This is a genomic window from Roseobacter sp. HKCCA0434, assembly GCF_032464675.1.
Lineage (GTDB): Bacteria > Pseudomonadota > Alphaproteobacteria > Rhodobacterales > Rhodobacteraceae > Pontivivens.
The window spans coordinates 39,984-56,054 of sequence record NZ_JAWDKL010000017.1; the positions used below are offsets into that span (position 1 = coordinate 39,984).

Below are 16,071 nucleotides of genomic sequence, written 5' to 3' on the forward strand. Positions count from 1 at the left end.
TTGATTCCGCGCTAGGCCAAGCGCGTCAGCGTTCTCTAAAAATCCCGGCTGTAAGTAATCCCGACCGAGGAGGACGCCTCGCCCCCCGCGCCGATCCGGGCGTCGATCACCACGTTGCGGATCACGTCGAGCTCGATAACGAAGACGTTTTCGCCCGAGCCGTCGAGCGCCGTTTCCGCGCCGACGAACACGCCTTCGCCCAGCGTCTTGCCGACCGTGAGCGACGATCCCTCGCCGCCTTGGCCCGCGTCGATCTGCAGCACGTCCACGCCCAGCGCGTTGCGCGCCAGATCGAACGGTCCGGTATTGCCCGAGGCCAGCGTCGCGATGCCCGAGGCGAGCTGCAGCGCCTGCCCGGCACTCAGGCTCTGCTGCGACTGGCCGAAGAGGAGCTGTGGCAGGACCTCCTCCTCGGGCAGGGCGGGTTGCGAGGCGAAATCGATCTGCGGGTCGGAGGCGAAGCCGGAGATGATGATCTGGCCGGTCAGGTCGTCCTCTGTCCGGCTGAGCACGATGTTGAGGCGCGGGTCGATCCGCTGCCCGCCGTCGAAGGTGATCTCGCCTTGTGCGAGGTCGAAATTGCGCCCGATCAGTGTGAACGTGCCGCGCAGCCGCTCGATCTGACCGGTGATGCGCGGGTCGGCGGCGGTGCCGCGGATGTCGAGCGCGAGGCGCCATTCGGATTCGAGCCCGCGGCCGCGCACGAACAGGCCATTGGCCGCGCGCACGTCGATGTCGAGCGTGATGGAGGTGGGGGCCGACGGCTCCCGCTCCTCGACCGGTTCGCCCAGGATGCGCACGTCGCCCAGGGTCGGAATCTCGGGCGGGTTGGCGTTGATCAGGCGGAACTCGGCCCGGTCGATGTTGAGATCGCCCGCGACGGCGAGGGCCGTCAGGGGACCGTCGGCGGTGACGGTGCCCGAGATCTGCGCCACCAGGTCGTCGCGGCGCAGCAGGACCGCTTCCTCGGCCGTGACCTCCGCGTCGATCAGCAGGGGGCCGTTGCCGGTCACCAGCTCGACCCGGCCGAAGAGGAACCCGTCCGCCCCGTCGCTGGCCTGCAAATCGAGCGCGAGGTTGCCCGACGGGTCGATGTCGGAGATGACCGTCACCTCGGTGAGGATGGTGCCCACGTCGAGATTCTCGTAGCGCCCGTCCGACAGCGAGACGTTGCCGCCGACCTGCGGTTCGGCCAGCGTGCCGCCGATGTCGAGGTCGATCGTGGCGAGGCCCGACAGGATCTGGCCCGGCGCGGGCACGAAGGCCCAGAGCGGGCGCACCTCGCCCGCCCAGCGGACGGTGGCGCTCATCGGGGCGTTCATCAGTGGTTGCGGCACCGGGCCGCCCTGCAGCGCGACGGGGATGGAGGCGACGATGTCGAACGGCTCGCCGAAGCCGCCATCGATGCGGGCCGTCGCCTCGACCGTGCGGCCGTTCCAGTCGGCGTCGAGCACGGCGTCCACGGTCAGCCCTTCCTCCAGCACGTCGGACCCGACGAAATCGCGCAGCGTCGCGTCGAGCGAGGCGGTGGCGCGCGAAGGGCGCGTGTCGAAGGTCAGATCGGCGGTCAGCAGACCGGCCAAGACGGGAATGTCGATCTCGTCGGCCAGGACGGCGAGATCGAGCGTCTGGACCTGGAGGTTGCCGACGAGCCCGCCGCCGATCAGATCGACATCGCCCGTTACGCGACCCTCGCCGGGCAGCAGGAGGATCAGGCCGTCCGTCTGTACGCCGCCATCGACGAGCCGCACGTCGAGCGGGCCGCCCAGCGCGATCTGCGCGTTGCCGTAATCTGCGCTGAGGTCGCGCACGCGGATCGAGGTCTGCCCGCCCGCGGCGTTCACCGTGGCGGCAGTGGTGAAGGAGATCGGCTGGCCTTGCGTGGTTCCATCCGCGTCGGCGCGGACCTCCAGTGCCGAGAGGCGACCGTTGGCGTCGAGCCTCAGCGTCGTGATGTCGGCCCCGCCGAGCGCGAGCCCGCCGCCGCGCACCTGTGCGTCGATGCCAGGGTCGGGGGAGAGCGCGTTGGTGATCCGCGCGTCGACCGAGGCGGTCGCCATCGGGATGCCGCCCAGCACGGCGTCGTTCAGCGTCAGATCCGCCTCGACCGATTGCGTGCCGCCTTGCGGGGTCAGCACCACCCGGCCCGAGCCCGTGCCCTGAAGGTCCGCGACCGGAAGCTGGCCAAGGTCGAGGCGGGAGACGTCGAGCACGGCGTCCGTCAGCAGGGTGCCGAGGTCCACGCGGGCGCGTCCGGTCAGCTGCTGGCCCAGCACAGCGCCGTTCAGGTCGGTGACGTTCAGGACGTTGTCGGCGAAGGCGAGGTCGAGGCTGGCATCGGTATTGGCGAGCAGGCCATTGCGCCCGCGCAGCGCGAGATCGCCGCGGATCGTGTCGCCCAGCGTCACGTCGTGGTCGAGCACGAGGTCGCCGAGCCGATTGCCGCCGAAGCGGGCCTCGTCGAGGACGAGGGTCCCGTCCAGGGCCGGTGTCGCGCCGAGGGTCACGACCCCGTTCGCGGCCAGTCGCCCGCCCGCGTCCACGTCGTAGACCCGCGCAAGGCGGCTCAGCTCCACCACCCGCGCGGTGTAGTCGAGGCGGGAGCCGTCGGGCGAGGGCTCGACGGTCAGATTGAGCGCGTCGGAGTCGAGTTCGGCCTGGGCGCTGGCGAGCTGTCCGTCTTCCAGCCGGGCCGTCGCGTCGAGCCGGACCGTGCCCAGCACATCGGCGGTCAGCCGGTCGATGCGCGGCTGCTCGATCTCCGCCACGGTGGCCAGGACCAGATCGTCCATCTCGCCGCGCGCGGTGGCGCGGATGCGGGCGGTGCCGGCTTGCGCGATCTCGCCATAGGCGAAGTCGCGGGCCAGTGCCTCGATCGTGGCGTCGATCTCTCCATCCGTGCGGCTGCCCTCGGCTTCCAGCAAGAGCCGTCCTTCGAGGGGCAGGTCGAACACCGCGGCGAGGATTTCGAGGCGGCGGATGTCGAGTTCCGCCTGGCCGAGCGCGTCGCCGCTCTCCAGTTCGATCTGGCCGCTGGCGGTGGCGTTGGCCGCGCGCGAGGTCAGCTCGAAATTCGCGACGCGGGCGGTGCCGTCGATGAAGCTCGCCTCGGTCTCGACTTGCAACTGACCCAGCGCCTCGGGGCCGAGCGGGCCGACCGTCGGTTCTACCCCTGCGAGGGTCGCGCGGACGGTGTAGCCGTCCTCGCCGCCGCCGATCACGTTGGCGTCGAGGTCGATGCGTTCCGCCGAGGCGATGTCGGCGTAGCGCGGCTCGATCAGGCGGGTGGTCGTGGTGGCGTTCACCACCCCGTTCGAGAACGTGCCCTCGGCCTGCATGTCGAGCCGCCCTGAGAGGTCGATATCGTAGGCGGCCGCCAGCGGTTCGGCATCGGTGGACTGCACCCGCGCGTCGAAGGTGACGAGGCCGGTTTCCCGTTCCTGCGTCGCGGTGGCGGTAATGCTGAGAGGCTGGCTGTCGAGTGTCAGGCTCTCGACCCGGACCGCCTCCGGCCCCAGCACGACGCGGGCGTCGATGCGGGCCTCGCCCAGAAGGTCCGGGCCGAGCCGGTCGAGACGCAGGCCCTGCGCCTCGCTGTCCAGCGTCAGTCCGATTTCCTCGCCTTGCTGGCCGATCTCGACCACCAGGTCCAGCCGTTCCACGTCCGCGGCATCGGTCTCGAACCCGTTGACGCGGCCCGAGAGCCGCCCATCGAGCACGCCTTCTACCCGCTGCACGCGGCCGATCAGGCTGACCTCGCCGCTGGCCTCCTGCCCGTAGGCGGCGGCGATGCGGCGGATGCTGTCGGCGGCGAAGTCGAGCGACAGGTCGGCATTCTGGAACGTCGTGTCGGTCGTCCCCTCCGCCGAAAGGGTCAGGAGCGGGCTGTCGAGGCGCAGCGTCGTCAGCTCTACCTGCTCGCCTTCCTGCGTCAGGTCGAGCCGCAGGCGTGCCTCGCCTACTGTGTCCTCGTCCAGCTGGTCGAGGCGCAGGCCGGTGCCGGTGCCGTTGGCGGTGACGCGCAGCCGCTCGTCGATGCGGCGGACGTTGAGGTCGAGCGCCACCCGCTCCGCATCCACGAGGGCGGAGCGGAACTGCCGCACGCTCGCCTGGCCCACGGCGGTCAGATCGGTGGGCGGGCCCGTCACCTCGCCCTCGAAGGTGAAGCCGTCGAAGATCACGCCGTCGATCAGACCGGCCAGTTCCTCCCGCCCGTCGAGGATGATGCGCAGGTCGCTGGTCTGCGTGTCGAGGTCGAAGGTGCCGGTGCCGTCCAGTTGCAGCGCCGGGCTTTCCAGATCGAGATCGTTGATCCGCACCACGCGGTCGGCGCCCTGTTCGATGTCGACGACCAGCTGCGCGCGCTCGCCGGTCACGGCGCGGACGGTCGGGCTCATCTCCGGTCCCGGCACCAGAACGAAATCGGCCTGCACCGACAGCGGCTCGACATAGGAGACGGTCGCCTCGCCCTCGGCCTCGAACACGTCGTCGGTCTCGGCGTCGAAGGTCAGTTGCCAGTCGTCGCGCGGGCCGCTGCCCGACAGGCTGACGCGGCTGGCGCTGTCCTCGGGGAAGCCTGCGAGAAGCGCGACGATGCCGCCCGCCTCCTCCTGCGCCTCCAGCTCGATCCCCAGCGTCCGCTCGGCGAAGTCGCGAAGGTAGGTGAAGGCGATCTCCCCGTCGATATCGTCGGAGCGGGTGATGTTCAGCTCGATCCGCTGCTCGTCGCCCTGGTCGCGGGCGGAGCCGGTGCCGTCGAAGGTCAGCGACTGGCCCAGCACATCGGGGCCGATGCGGATATCCTCCAGCGTCATCTGGTCGACGATCACCGGGATCGGTGCGCGCGGCCAGTCGAAGGGGGAGGGGGTGCCCTGCGTCTGCTCCACGTCTACGGTCGGGGCCTCGGCGTTCGGGGACGGTGCGCGCGTCATGTCGAGCCCGCGCACGATCACGCGGTCGAGGTCGAGCTGCCCGCGCAGGATCGCGCTGGAATTCCAGTCCACCACCAGCTGGTCGATGGTCAGCCAGATGCCGGTGCCGTCCGAGACCTTCACCCCGTTGAGGCGCGTCGCGCCCTCGGCATCCTCCACCAGATCGGCGGTGATCTCGAAACTGCCAGGCGACGAGATCTGGCGCAGCGCGAACTGCACCAGCCGGTTGTCGAGGTCGAAGATCGAGGTCTGCGCGACGGCCGGGGCCGCGCACAGGATCAGCGCGAGGGAGAGGAGGAGCGCGCGCATCAGAACGCCTGCCCGATGGCGAGGTAGAACTGGAACACGTCCTCGTTGTCGTCGGGATCGACCGGGAAGGCAAGGTCGGCGCGGACCGGTCCGATGGGGGAGTAATACCGCACGCCCGCCCCGAAGGAGAGGCGCAGGTCGTCGAATTCCGGCGTCACGCTGTCGGAGACCTGGCCCGCCTCCACGAAGGCGACGCCGCCGATATTGCCCCGGATCGGATAGCGCAGCTCGGTCCCGATCTCGAAGACGGACAATCCGCCGCGTGCGTCGCCGCTGGCATCCTCCGGCCCCAGGGAGCGGTTGGCGAAGCCGCGCACCGAGCCGCCGCCGCCCGAGAACAGGCGCCGCGTGACGGGCACGTCGAACACGTCCTCCGCGAGGATCGAGCCGACCCGACCGCGCGTGGCCAGCACGAATTCGCGCTCCTCGTCGATCGGCAGGTAGAAGGAGGCCCGTCCGTCGAGTCGCAGGAAGGTGACGGAGTCGTCGTTCACCGTTCCGGCGAAGGGCGAGACCACCAGCCGCGCCCGCCGTCCCGAACGCGGATCGAGCAGGTCATCGGTATTGTCGTAGGCGACGAAGGTGGGCAGGCCGACGATCGAGATGTCGGTGGGCACGCCGTTCTCCTCGACATCCGACAGCTCGTAGACCGCCGAGACGCCGCCGCGCCATTCGTCGGTCAGCTCCCGCTCCAGCCCGCCGCCGATGGTGAAGGTCGTGCCTTCGAAGGCGTCCTCGTCCGTCTGGGTCAGCCGGGTCTGGAAGGTCGCGGTCTGCCCGTCGCGGCGGAACTGCGGGACGCGGAAGCTGAGGCCGACGGCGCTCTCCTCCAGTCCCAGCTTCACGTCGAACAGGGCGTTCTCGTTGCGGCCGAGCAGGTTGCGATGCTCCAGCGACGCGGTCAGGCCAAGGCCGGCCTCGGTGTCGTAGCGCAGACCGGCGGAGATCGTCCGCTCCTTGCGCTCGTCCACCGTCACGGTGATCGGCAGAGCGGTGGTGCCCGGCTCCTCCTCCGGTGGTTCGGCGGTCACGGTGTTGAACAGCTCGGTACGCACGAGGTCCTGCTGGAACTCGCGCAAGGTCAGCGCGTCGTAGGTCTGGCCCGGCACCCAAGGGATGTAGGTGTCGAGATATTCGCGCTCCACCGCCGTCAGCCCGACATAGCTGACCGGCCCGAATGTGTGGGGCCGCCCCTCGTCGATCGTCGTCGTGACGGTCAGCGTGGCGGTGGCCGGGTCTGCGACGGCGTCGCGCTCGACGAACTCGGCATAGGCGTAGCCCGCATTGCGCAGCCAGGCGACGGCGGCGTCCTCGGCCTCGAGGATGCGGATGGCCTGCGCGCGCTCGCCGATCGGGCTGCCGAGCTCCGCCGGTCCGGGGAAGCCCGCGGGCGCGGTCGGGCCGGTCAGGTCGAATTCGTGGCGGGTCAGCGTGAAGGCGGGGCCGGGTTCGATCGCCATCTCGACGGCCAGGGTCTCCCCCTCGCCGGTGACGTCGCGCGTCACCTCGGCCTGGTAGTAGCCTTCGGATTGCAGGATGGACTGCATCGTGTCGATGTCGTTGTCGGCCCGGCGGCGCAGGAAGGCGGGCGAGGCCGCCCCATCCTCCTGCCGTCGGTAGAGCGCGAGGGTTTCCTCCGCCAGCTCCTCGACATCCTCGGTCGGGGCGCCGGTGATCGTGACGTCGTAGTCGACGCTGTCGGAGGGCGGCGGCACGTCGAAGCCCAAATCGTCGCGCCCGCAGGCAGCCAGCAGGCCAATCCCTGCCAGTAGCAAGAAAATCCGGTTCACGCCGATCGCTCCGTCATCTGTCCCGGCTCCAGTAACGTCACAGGATGGGGCAGGCCGCAAGTGTCTGACGGTTCACATCTTACGGGACGTCAACGTGACGGACCGCAGGGCGTGGCGAGGGCCTCCTGTCGGCGAAATTCCGCCGACAGGAGGCCTAGGTCATGCGTGGTCGGGCAGCATGCGGAAGAACAGCGCCTGGTCGATCAGCACGCGCAGCTTCCGCTCTTCGAACGGCTTGGTGATGATGAAGGCGGGCTCCTTGCGCTCGCCCGTCAGAAGGCGCTGCGGGAAGGCGGTGATGAAGATCACCGGAAGGTCGTCGCCCGACACCTCCAGGATCTCGTCCACCGCCTCGATGCCGCTGGACCCGTCGGCGAGGCGCACATCGGCGAGGATCAGGTCGGGCGACAGCCCCTCGACCGCCGCGACGGCCTCGGTATGGGTGCGCGCGACCGCGATCACGTCATGGCCCAGCCCCTCGACGATGTTGCTGAGATCCATCGCGATCAGCGGCTCGTCCTCGATGATCAGGACGCGACTGCGCGTGTCGCTCTCGACCTCGCCCATGCCGATCTCGACCAGTTCCTGTGCCTCGTCGGTCGAGATGCGCATGATCCGTGCGATGTCGCCGAGGCCGAAATCCTCCAGCAGGCGCAGCAGAAGCGCCTCGCGCGCGCGGCTCGACAGCGGCGAAAGGCGGCCCTGCATCACCGCCTCGCGCGGGTCGATGTCGTCGGGGTCGAAATCGACCCGTGCGCCGGTCGAGCGCCAGATGCCGCCGAAAACCTCGAACAGCGCGCGCTTGGGATCGCTCGCCCCGTCATCGACCAGCGTGGGATCGGCCAGGATGGCCTCCAGCGTGGCGGCCGCATAGGCATCGCCTGCGTGCTGAGAGCCACACAGCGCCCGCGCAAATCGCCGCAATTCCGGCAGTATGTCCCCGATACGGTCGTGCATGCTCATTCAATGCCCCGGTAAAATGTTATCCATTCGGACGTTTTCTTTGGAACGATCCGCCCTAACTCGTCGTTCCGAGACTGTAGAGCCGTGCCAATGCCGGTCAACACCATAACATCCCGCCCATGGGCGGCGGGCCGAGCAAGGACAGCTTTTACATGAGTGCACGAAAGGACACGAAGGTCTTGGAAAGTGAACGGCGCATCGAAGCGAATCTCAAGCGGGTCTACGAGGACAGCATGAACGCTCCCATGTCCGATCAACTTGCCAACCTCGTCGCCCAGCTTCGGCAGAAAGGATCGTCCGGTCAGGGAAGCGACGCGGATGAGTAACCTTTCCTTCGAGGAAGGCGTGGTCGAGCTGGTTCCCGATCTTCGCGCCTTCGGCAGATCCCTGACGCGCGAACATGCGCGCGCGGATGACCTCGTTCAGGACACCATCGTCAAGGCCTTGTCCAACAAGGACAAGTTCAAGGAGGGCACGAACCTCCGGGCATGGTTGTTCACGATCCTGCGCAACACGTTCTACTCCTCCAAGCGCAAGCAGAAGTGGGAGGTCGAGGACGTCGACGGCGCCTATACCGACAGTCTCAGCGTTAAGCCCTCGCAGGACGGCGTGATGGAGCTCAGCGATTTCCGGCGCGCATTCGATACCCTGCCGCCCGATCAGCGCGAGAGCCTGATGCTCGTGGGTGCCGCTGGCATGTCCTACGAAGAGGCGGCCGCCGTCTGCGAATGTGCGGTCGGTACGGTCAAGAGCCGCGTCAATCGGGCGCGGGTGCGCCTGTCCGAATTGCTCCATCTCGACAAGGATGAACCGGGCCTGACCGATGGCGCCACCCTGGCCGCGATGGTCGATGGCGGACGCGGTGCCGCCTGATCCGAAACCCATTGGCGTATGCAAGATTTAGTTGTCGATAACCCAGCAAGGAGAAAGACTATGATGAAGATCGTGAAATTCGTTCCCGCCCTCGCACTCGCGGCCGCCGTTCTGGCAGGCTGCAACACCATCGAAGGTGCCGGCGAAGACGTGGAAGCGGGTGGCGAGGCCATCCAGGACGCAGCCAACTAAGGCTGTCCGATCATCTGATCGAAGAAGGGGAGCGCCGATGCGTTCCCCTTTTTCGTGCGCGGCCGCCTGCGAAGGCGGGTCAGACCAGCGCCAGGCAGATGCCCGGCACCGCGACCAGCAGGATCACCCGGAGCAGGTCGCTCGCGATGAACGGCGCCACCCCGGCATAGGTCCGGCCGATGGGCACGTCCCTGGCGATCCCGTTGATGATGAAGAGGTTGAGCCCGACCGGGGGCGTGATCAGCCCGACCTCCACCACGATCAGCACCAGGATGCCGAACCAGATCGCCGTCTCCTCCGGCCCCAGTCCGAAATCGAGCCCCTGCACGATCGGGAAGAAGATCGGGATGGTCAGCAGGATCATGCTGAGCGAATCCATCACGCAGCCGAACACGAGGTAGGCGAGCAGCATCAGCGCCAGCACGCCGAGCGGCGCGAAGCCGCTGGCCGTGACCCAGTCGGCCAGGTCGCGCGGCGCCTGCGTGAAGGCCAAGAAGGTGTTGAACATCTGCGCGCCCAGCAGGATCAGGTAGATCATCGCCGTGGCCTGCGCCGCCTCCAGCACGCAATCCATGAAGCGGCTGCGCGTCAGCCCGCGCGTGACCACACCGTAGAGCCCGGTGAGGACCGCGCCCACCGCCGCGCCCTCGATCGGGGTGAAGAGCGCCTGCCGGCCGGGCCGGAACCAGTTCCAATCCGCGGCGATTCCGCCGATGACCAGGATGAACACGCCGAGCACCGGCCAGACCCGCACCAGGCTTCGCACCCGCTGCCGCCACGGCACCGGGTCCATGCGCTGCGCCGCATCCGGGCGCCATGCGACGTAGAGCCGGACAACCGCCACGTAGCCCAGCACCGCCAGCAGCCCCGGCAGGATCGCGGCGGCGAACATCTTCTCGATGTTCTGCTGTGTCTCGATGGCGTAGATGACGAGGATGATCGAGGGCGGGATCAGGATGCCCAGCGTCCCCCCCGCCGCCAGCACCCCGGTTGCCAGCGCATCGGAATAGCCATGCCGCCGCATCTGCGGCAGCGCCACCTGCCCCATCGTGGAGGCGGTGGCGAGCGACGACCCCGCCACCGCGCCGAAGCCCGCGCAGGCCCCGACCGTGGCGACCGCGATCCCACCGCGCCGGTGCCCGACGAGGTCGGCCGCGGCGGTGAACAGCCGTTCGGACATTCCCGACTTCGACGCGAACTGCCCCATCAGCAGGAACAGCGGCACGATGCTGAGCGAGTAGGAGGAAAACACGTCCCAGCTCAGCCCCTTCAAGATGCCGAGCATGGGCGCGGGACTGCCGCGCAGCAGCCAGACCCCGACGAAGCCCGTGATCGCCATCGCCGCCGCGATCGGCACGCGCAGCGCGATCAGCGCCAGCAGTGCGCCGAGCCCGGTCAGCGCCGCCTCCAGCCCGGTCATCGCGCGGCCTCCCATGCGGTGACGAGTGCGGCGAGCGTGAACAGCCCGGCCCCCGCGAGCCCCGCCGCGTAGCCCCACCAGACCGGCAGCCCCAGTTCGTAGGTCGCCTCGACCCAGCAATAGTCCTCGGCCATGCCGGTCGAGCGCCACAGCCAGCCGAAGACCGGATCGGCGGTGTCGGCGCAGAATTTCTCGGCCAGGCCCAGGGCGAGTTGCCGTGCGATGACCGCCGCGAACCCGGCCAAGGTCAGATCGCCGACGACCGTCAGCACGCGGCGGGCGGCGAGCGGTAGGCGGTCGGCCAGAACGTCGACCGTCACGTGCCCACGCCGCATCTGGCACCAGGGCAGGAAACTGAACACCGCGATGGCGCAGCCGATCTGCACCAGTTCGAAATCCCCGCGCACGGGCCGCAGGCCCAGGCCGACGCCCGCCCGCCCGATGATCGAGGCCAGCGTCATCAGCGCCAGCGCCACGAGGACCACGCCGCCGAGCAGGGCGAGTGCTCTCGACAGGGAGGTCAGGACTTCGGTGAGACGTGTCATCGCGGCTCCGCCAATGGGACGATCCGGGGGGAGCAGGTGCATGGCGGCGGGCCGGTCGTCAAGCGTCGGTGGCACTCCAGCAGGGGACGAGGTCGCCTTCGGCGGGCGATGCGGCGTAAACGCCCCGTGCGATGGCGCGCGCAAGGCAGATCGCCGCGGCATGACCCAGCGTCAACGGGTCGGCCCCCTCCCGCGCGCCGGTCGCCGCGGCGAAGACCAGGTCGCCATCCATCGGCGTGTGGGACGGTACGATCGCGCGGGCCATGCCGTCGTGGGCCGCGACCGCCATGCGGGTGCAGCCCGCCTTGTCGAGCATCGCATCCGTCGCGACGATGGCGATGGTCGTGTTGCCGCGTGCGAAGACCTCCGCCTTTGTGCGGAACGTGTCGGCGAGCGTCGGCGGCATGCCCGCGCCCAGCCCGCCGAACTCAGCGCCGATCTCGTAGGGTGCGGCCCAGAACCGCCGCCCGTCCGAGGTGGTGTTGCCGAGCGAATTGACCGCGACCAGCGCGCCGACCACATGCCCCGAGGGCAGGACCAGCGAGGCCGAGCCGAGGCCCCCCTTCAGCCGCCCGGCGATGGCGCCGGTGCCTGCCCCGACGGAGCCGAGCGCGAACCGCTCCGACGCCGCGCGGTAGGCGGTCTCGCCCAAAGCACGATAAGGGGTCTGCGACCAGTCCTTCTCACCGCCGTTGACCAGATCGAACAGGATCGCCGCGGGCACGATGGGCACCCGCGCCGGTCCGACGGCGAAGCCGCGCCCGTCCCGGTGCAGCGCGTCCATCACGCCCGCGCCCGCGTCGAGACCGAAGGCCGATCCGCCCGACAGGACCAGCGCGTCCACCGCCGCGACGGACTTGTCGGGCGCCAGAAGATCCGTCTCCCGCGTCCCCGGCGCGCCGCCCATGACGTGCACGCCGCAGGTGAAGGGCGCGTCGCCGACAAGGACCGTGGTACCCGATTTCAGCCGCGCGTCCCCGGCATTTCCGACCCGCAGCCCATCGATATCGGTGATCAGGTTGAGGGGGCCGGGGCGAACATAGAACATCTTCACTTCCTCCAAATATCCCCGCCGGAGGCGTCCAAGCGTGGCTCAGATCGCCTCGCCCGCATCCAGTTTGGCCAGGATCGCCGCAGCGCTGTCGCGATAGGCCTCCTGCTTGTCGGCATCCATCTTGTCCCAGGTGGCGTAGCTGCGCGAGACGCGGCGGTTCTTCTCGAATCGCTCGCGGTGGCGCAGCAGGAAATCCCAGTAGAGCGGGTTGAACGGGCAACAGCCCTCGCCCGTCTTCTTGCTGACGGAATAGTGGCAGGTCTTGCAGTAATCCGACATGCGGTTGATGTAGGCGCCCGACGCGGCATAGGGCTTGGTCGCGAAGACGCCCGCATCCGCATGCAGCGCCATGCCGATCACGTTCGGCGCCTCCACCCATTCGAAGGCGTCGGCATAGACGGCGAGATACCATTCCGCGACTTGCTGCGGGTCGAGCCCGGCCAGCAGCGCGAAATTCCCCGTCACCATCAGCCGCTGGATGTGGTGGGCATAGGCCTCGTCGCGGGTCTGGCCGATGGCGTGGGCCATGCAGGCCATCTTCGTCTCGCCAGACCAGTAGAACCAGGGCAGGTCGCGGGTGGCGTTCAGCGCATTGCGTTCGGCATAGTCGGGGCCTTCGAGGAAATAGACCCCGCGGATGAACTCCCGCCAGCCGAGGATCTGGCGGATGTAGCCCTCGACGCAGTTGAGGGGCGCGCGCCCCTCCCTGTACTCCGTCTCCGCCCGACGGCAGAGGTCGAGCGGGTCGAGAAGCCCGATGTTGAGATAGGGCGACAGGATCGAGTGATAGAGGAAATCCTCGCCCGCCAGCATCGCGTCCTGGTAGTCGCCGAAGCGCGGCAGCGCCTCCGTCATGAACCAGTCGCGCGCGGCCTCGGCCCCGGCGCGCGTCGCGGCGAACCAGAAGGGACGCAGCGTGCCGAACGTTTCGGGAAACTCGCGGGCCACCAGATCGAGCACTTCCGCCACCACCTCGTCATGCTGGTGGTGCAGCGGTTCGGGCATGAAGAGGTCGGGCTCCGCCGGTTTGCGGTTCTCCTTGTCGTAGTTCCACTGGCCGCCCTCGGGCTTGTCCCCGTCCATCAGGATGTCGTGGCGTCGCCGCATCTCGCGGTAGAAATACTCCATCGTCAGCGTGTCGCGGTCCTTCGCCCAGGCGGCGAAATCCCCCTCCGAGCACAGGAACCGGTCGTCGGGAAGCTGGCTGACCGGGATGGGCGTGTGCTCCAGCAGCGAGCGCAGCCGCCATTCGCCCGAGGCGGTGGAGACGACGCTTTCGGCGTCGTATTCCTCGGCCCGGCGCAGCAGCTCCTTGCTGATCGCGTGGGTGTTGTCGGGATCGTCGAGAGGGGTGTAGGCGACGGTCCAGCCATCGTCCTTCAGCTCGGCCGCGAAATGCCGCATGGCGGCGAGGATCAGCGCGATCTTCTTGGCGTGGTGGGGGACGTAGGTGCCTTCGTCGCGGACCTCGGCCATGACGACGATGTCGCGGCTCTTGACCCCTTCGCGCAGGACGGACAGGTCATGGGAGAGCTGGTCGCCGAGGACGAGGATGAGGCGCGGCGCGGTCATCGAGAGACCCGCCCGGCGGGAACCGCCGGGCAGCCCCCGACCGCCCCCCGGGGCGGGGGCTTTACCCCCACCCGCGGCCGGGGGCTGCCCTCACCGCAATGAAATTCGCTCACCAAACCACCACCTCCCCCCGCCAGTCGAAGAAGCCGCCCGATTGCGCCGGCCGCAACCCGCCCATCACGCGGATCAGGTTCTCGGCCGCCTCGGCAGGGGCCACCGAAGGATGCCGCCCGAGATATTTCCGCGTCAGATCGGAGGTCACCGTGCCAGGATGCAGCGCCACGACCACCGCTTCGGGTCGCTTGCGCGCGATCTCGATGGCGGCGGTGTGCAGGATCTGGTTCAGCGCGGCCTTCGACGCGCGGTAGGAATACCAGCCGCCCAGCTCGTTATCGCCGATCGACCCGACGCGGGCCGAGAGCGAGGCGAAGAGGCTCGGGCCATCTTCGGCCATCAGCGGCGCGAGGTGCTTGAGCAGCAGCGCGGGTCCGATCGCGTTCAACGCGAATTGCGCGGCCATCGCCGCCGGGTCTATGACGTCGAGGCTCTTTTCCGGCCCCGCGCCGTCGATCTCCAGCGCGCCGGTGGCGTCGAAGATCAGGCGGAATCCTGGCCTCAGCCGCTCTGCCGCCGCCGCGACGCTCGCCTCGTCGGTCAGGTCAAGCCCGTCGCCCGAGCGGCTGAGCCCCGTCACCTCCATATGCGCCGACAGCGCCTCGACCAGCGCCGCGCCGATGGCGCCGGAGGCCCCGACCACCAGCGCCCGCCCGCCGCCATATCGTTCCGTGAAATCCATGCCGGGCCAGATGGTCCGCGCGCCGCACCGGTCCAGCGCGCGATGGTCGCACTCAGCCGAGCGCCACCCCGTGCGGCAGGTTCACGCCCACCATGCCCGAGCCGAGCATTCCCGCCCCGCCCTTGAGATCGAACCGCACCTCGTCCACGACAGGCGACAGCGGTGCGAGCGCGTCGAGCAGATCCGCGTGACGGCCAGCGCGCAGGATTGGATACCAGACCAGCACACAGGCCTCCGGCCATTTGGCCATCAGCTTCGCGACGAAGGCGCCCGCCTGCGCATACTCGCTTTTCACCTCGTAGGACGGATCGACCAGCACCAGCCCCCGCCGCGGCGTGGGCGGCGACAGGGCCAGCACCCCCTCGTAGCCGTCGCGCCGATGGATGTCGGCACCGGGAAGCACGTCGCGCAGCGCGGCATGTTCGGCCGGATGCAGCTCCATCAGGTGCATCTCGTCGACGTCGCGCAGCATCATCGCGGCGAGCAGGGGCGAGCCGGGATAGGCGTCCGGCCCGGCACCCGCGCGCAGCTCCGCCAGCAGGTCGGAAAACCGCTCCCCTTCGGGCGCGCCCATCGCGATGCCCTCCGCCGCCTCGCCGGTCTTGCGGCTCTCGTCGCTGGACAGGTCGTAGAGGCCGCGGCCCGAATGGGTTTCCATGTAGGTGATGCCGCGCGGCTTGGCGGTCAGGGCGGCCAGCACGCGCACCAAGGCGACATGCTTGTGCACGTCCGCCGGACCGCCGGCATGGTAGGCATGTTGATAGGACAGCACTATTCCCGCCACGCCTCCGCGATCCAGGGGGAGGGATGGATGAAACGGCGCAGGTGCTGCCACATGTTGCCGTAGCAATTGTCGGTGAAGGTGGCCTTCAGATGCTCGCGCGGCGGCAAGGCGCGTGCGCGGGTGCGGTAGCGGCCCTCGATCGCGTTCTCGACGGTCTGCGCACCGGGGATCAGCACGACCTTCGCGGTCGGGCGCGGCGCCGGCGCGCGGAAATAGTTCATCGGGAAGGTCGGCACGCAATGCCACTTGAAGATGTCGACCCAGCCGTTCGGCCAGAAGTCGATGCCCCCCGGCGCGTTCTCCGACACGTAGCGCTGCTCGAAGCGGTAGCGGTCGGCGATGCCCTGCGGGTCGGCGAGGAAGTTCGCCTTGAGGTCGCCCATCTTCCCCGCTGGGAAGCGGTAGATGGACGTCTGGCCCCACCGTTTGTGTGGGGTGTTGGCATTGCGCGCGAGATAGACCCTCTCCGGGTCGCCATGCTCGAAGAACCCGTCCATGTTGCCGATGATGACGAGGTCGAGGTCGAGGAACAGCACCGGCCCCTCCAGATCCCCCAACGGGGACGACCACAGTCGCGACTTGCCCCAGATCCCGAAGGTGTTGATCGGCATGTCCGCGTCGAGCGGCGGCAACGGCAGGCAGCGCACCTCCTCGCGCACGCCGGTCGCATCGTCGGTGAAGCAGGTGAAGGTAAAGGGCGGCGTGGTGTTGCGCGCCACCATCGCGTAGAGCCGGTTCACGTCGGTCGCCGTGTACTTGGTGCCCCATCGGATGCAGATCACCTGCTTGTCCATGCCTGCCCGTCCTCGCGGTTGACTCCCCCGTCCCCATCCCTATAACGC

General features: G+C 68.9%; 13 protein-coding genes. 3 read left to right on the plus strand and 10 right to left on the minus strand.

Annotated features, from left to right (window positions below; translation table 11 throughout):
- Positions 1-35 precede the first annotated feature (35 nt).
- The 3 genes from RX333_RS11415 to RX333_RS11425 all read right to left on the minus strand — a co-directional run bounded on the left by RX333_RS11415 (position 36) and on the right by RX333_RS11425 (position 7,993).
- A complete protein-coding gene (locus RX333_RS11415) occupies positions 36-5,240 on the minus strand; it encodes a translocation/assembly module TamB domain-containing protein (RefSeq protein ID WP_316015070.1) in 5,205 nt (1,734 codons plus the stop codon).
- Complete coding sequence (locus RX333_RS11420; RefSeq protein WP_316015071.1) at positions 5,240-7,030, minus strand: autotransporter assembly complex family protein; 1,791 nt, start codon at positions 7,028-7,030, stop codon at positions 5,240-5,242. The genes RX333_RS11415 and RX333_RS11420 overlap by 1 nt, the downstream gene beginning before the upstream one ends.
- 159 nt (positions 7,031-7,189) lie before the next feature.
- Complete coding sequence (locus RX333_RS11425) at positions 7,190-7,993, minus strand: response regulator (protein ID WP_316015072.1); 804 nt, start codon at positions 7,991-7,993, stop codon at positions 7,190-7,192.
- A 152-nt stretch (positions 7,994-8,145) separates the two neighbouring features.
- Here RX333_RS11425 and RX333_RS11430 point away from each other — a divergent pair, with 152 nt between their 5' ends.
- The 3 genes from RX333_RS11430 to RX333_RS11440 are packed head-to-tail and all read left to right on the plus strand — an operon-like array spanning position 8,146 to position 9,058.
- Complete coding sequence (locus tag RX333_RS11430) at positions 8,146-8,319, plus strand: NepR family anti-sigma factor (RefSeq protein ID WP_316015073.1); 174 nt, start codon at positions 8,146-8,148, stop codon at positions 8,317-8,319.
- Complete coding sequence (locus RX333_RS11435) at positions 8,312-8,866, plus strand: sigma-70 family RNA polymerase sigma factor (RefSeq protein WP_316015074.1); 555 nt, start codon at positions 8,312-8,314, stop codon at positions 8,864-8,866. The genes RX333_RS11430 and RX333_RS11435 overlap by 8 nt, the downstream gene beginning before the upstream one ends.
- 60 nt (positions 8,867-8,926) lie before the next feature.
- Positions 8,927-9,058 (plus strand): entericidin A/B family lipoprotein, encoded by a 132-nt coding sequence (locus RX333_RS11440; RefSeq protein ID WP_316015075.1) that lies wholly within the window; start codon positions 8,927-8,929, stop codon positions 9,056-9,058.
- A gap of 79 nt (positions 9,059-9,137) precedes the next feature.
- On the opposite strand, the gene RX333_RS11445 is transcribed toward RX333_RS11440, so the two are convergent.
- The 7 genes from RX333_RS11445 to RX333_RS11475 all read right to left on the minus strand — a co-directional run bounded on the left by RX333_RS11445 (position 9,138) and on the right by RX333_RS11475 (position 16,023).
- On the minus strand, positions 9,138-10,478 hold the full coding sequence (locus RX333_RS11445) for a TRAP transporter large permease (RefSeq protein ID WP_316015076.1): 1,341 nt from the start codon (positions 10,476-10,478) through the stop codon (positions 9,138-9,140).
- On the minus strand, positions 10,475-11,023 hold the full coding sequence (locus RX333_RS11450; RefSeq protein WP_316015077.1) for a TRAP transporter small permease: 549 nt from the start codon (positions 11,021-11,023) through the stop codon (positions 10,475-10,477). The genes RX333_RS11445 and RX333_RS11450 overlap by 4 nt, the downstream gene beginning before the upstream one ends.
- Before the next feature lie 58 nt (positions 11,024-11,081).
- Positions 11,082-12,071: a P1 family peptidase gene (locus RX333_RS11455; protein ID WP_316015078.1), complete on the minus strand. Its 990-nt coding sequence runs from the start codon at positions 12,069-12,071 to the stop codon at positions 11,082-11,084.
- Positions 12,072-12,116: 45 nt separating this feature from the next.
- Positions 12,117-13,649, minus strand: coding sequence for a cryptochrome/photolyase family protein (locus tag RX333_RS11460; RefSeq protein ID WP_316015079.1), 1,533 nt, complete (start codon positions 13,647-13,649; stop codon positions 12,117-12,119).
- 109 nt (positions 13,650-13,758) lie between these two features.
- Positions 13,759-14,445 (minus strand): SDR family NAD(P)-dependent oxidoreductase, encoded by a 687-nt coding sequence (locus RX333_RS11465; RefSeq protein WP_316015080.1) that lies wholly within the window; start codon positions 14,443-14,445, stop codon positions 13,759-13,761.
- 52 nt (positions 14,446-14,497) lie between these two features.
- Entirely contained in the window at positions 14,498-15,217 is a 720-nt protein-coding gene (rlmJ, locus tag RX333_RS11470) for a 23S rRNA (adenine(2030)-N(6))-methyltransferase RlmJ (protein ID WP_316015081.1), read from the minus strand.
- The gene (locus RX333_RS11475) at positions 15,217-16,023 is read right to left on the minus strand and encodes a glycosyl transferase (RefSeq protein ID WP_316015082.1); all 807 of its coding nucleotides are present in this window, start codon (positions 16,021-16,023) and stop codon (positions 15,217-15,219) included. Before RX333_RS11475 ends, rlmJ begins: the two co-directional genes overlap by 1 nt.
- Between the last annotated feature and the right edge of the window lie 48 nt (positions 16,024-16,071).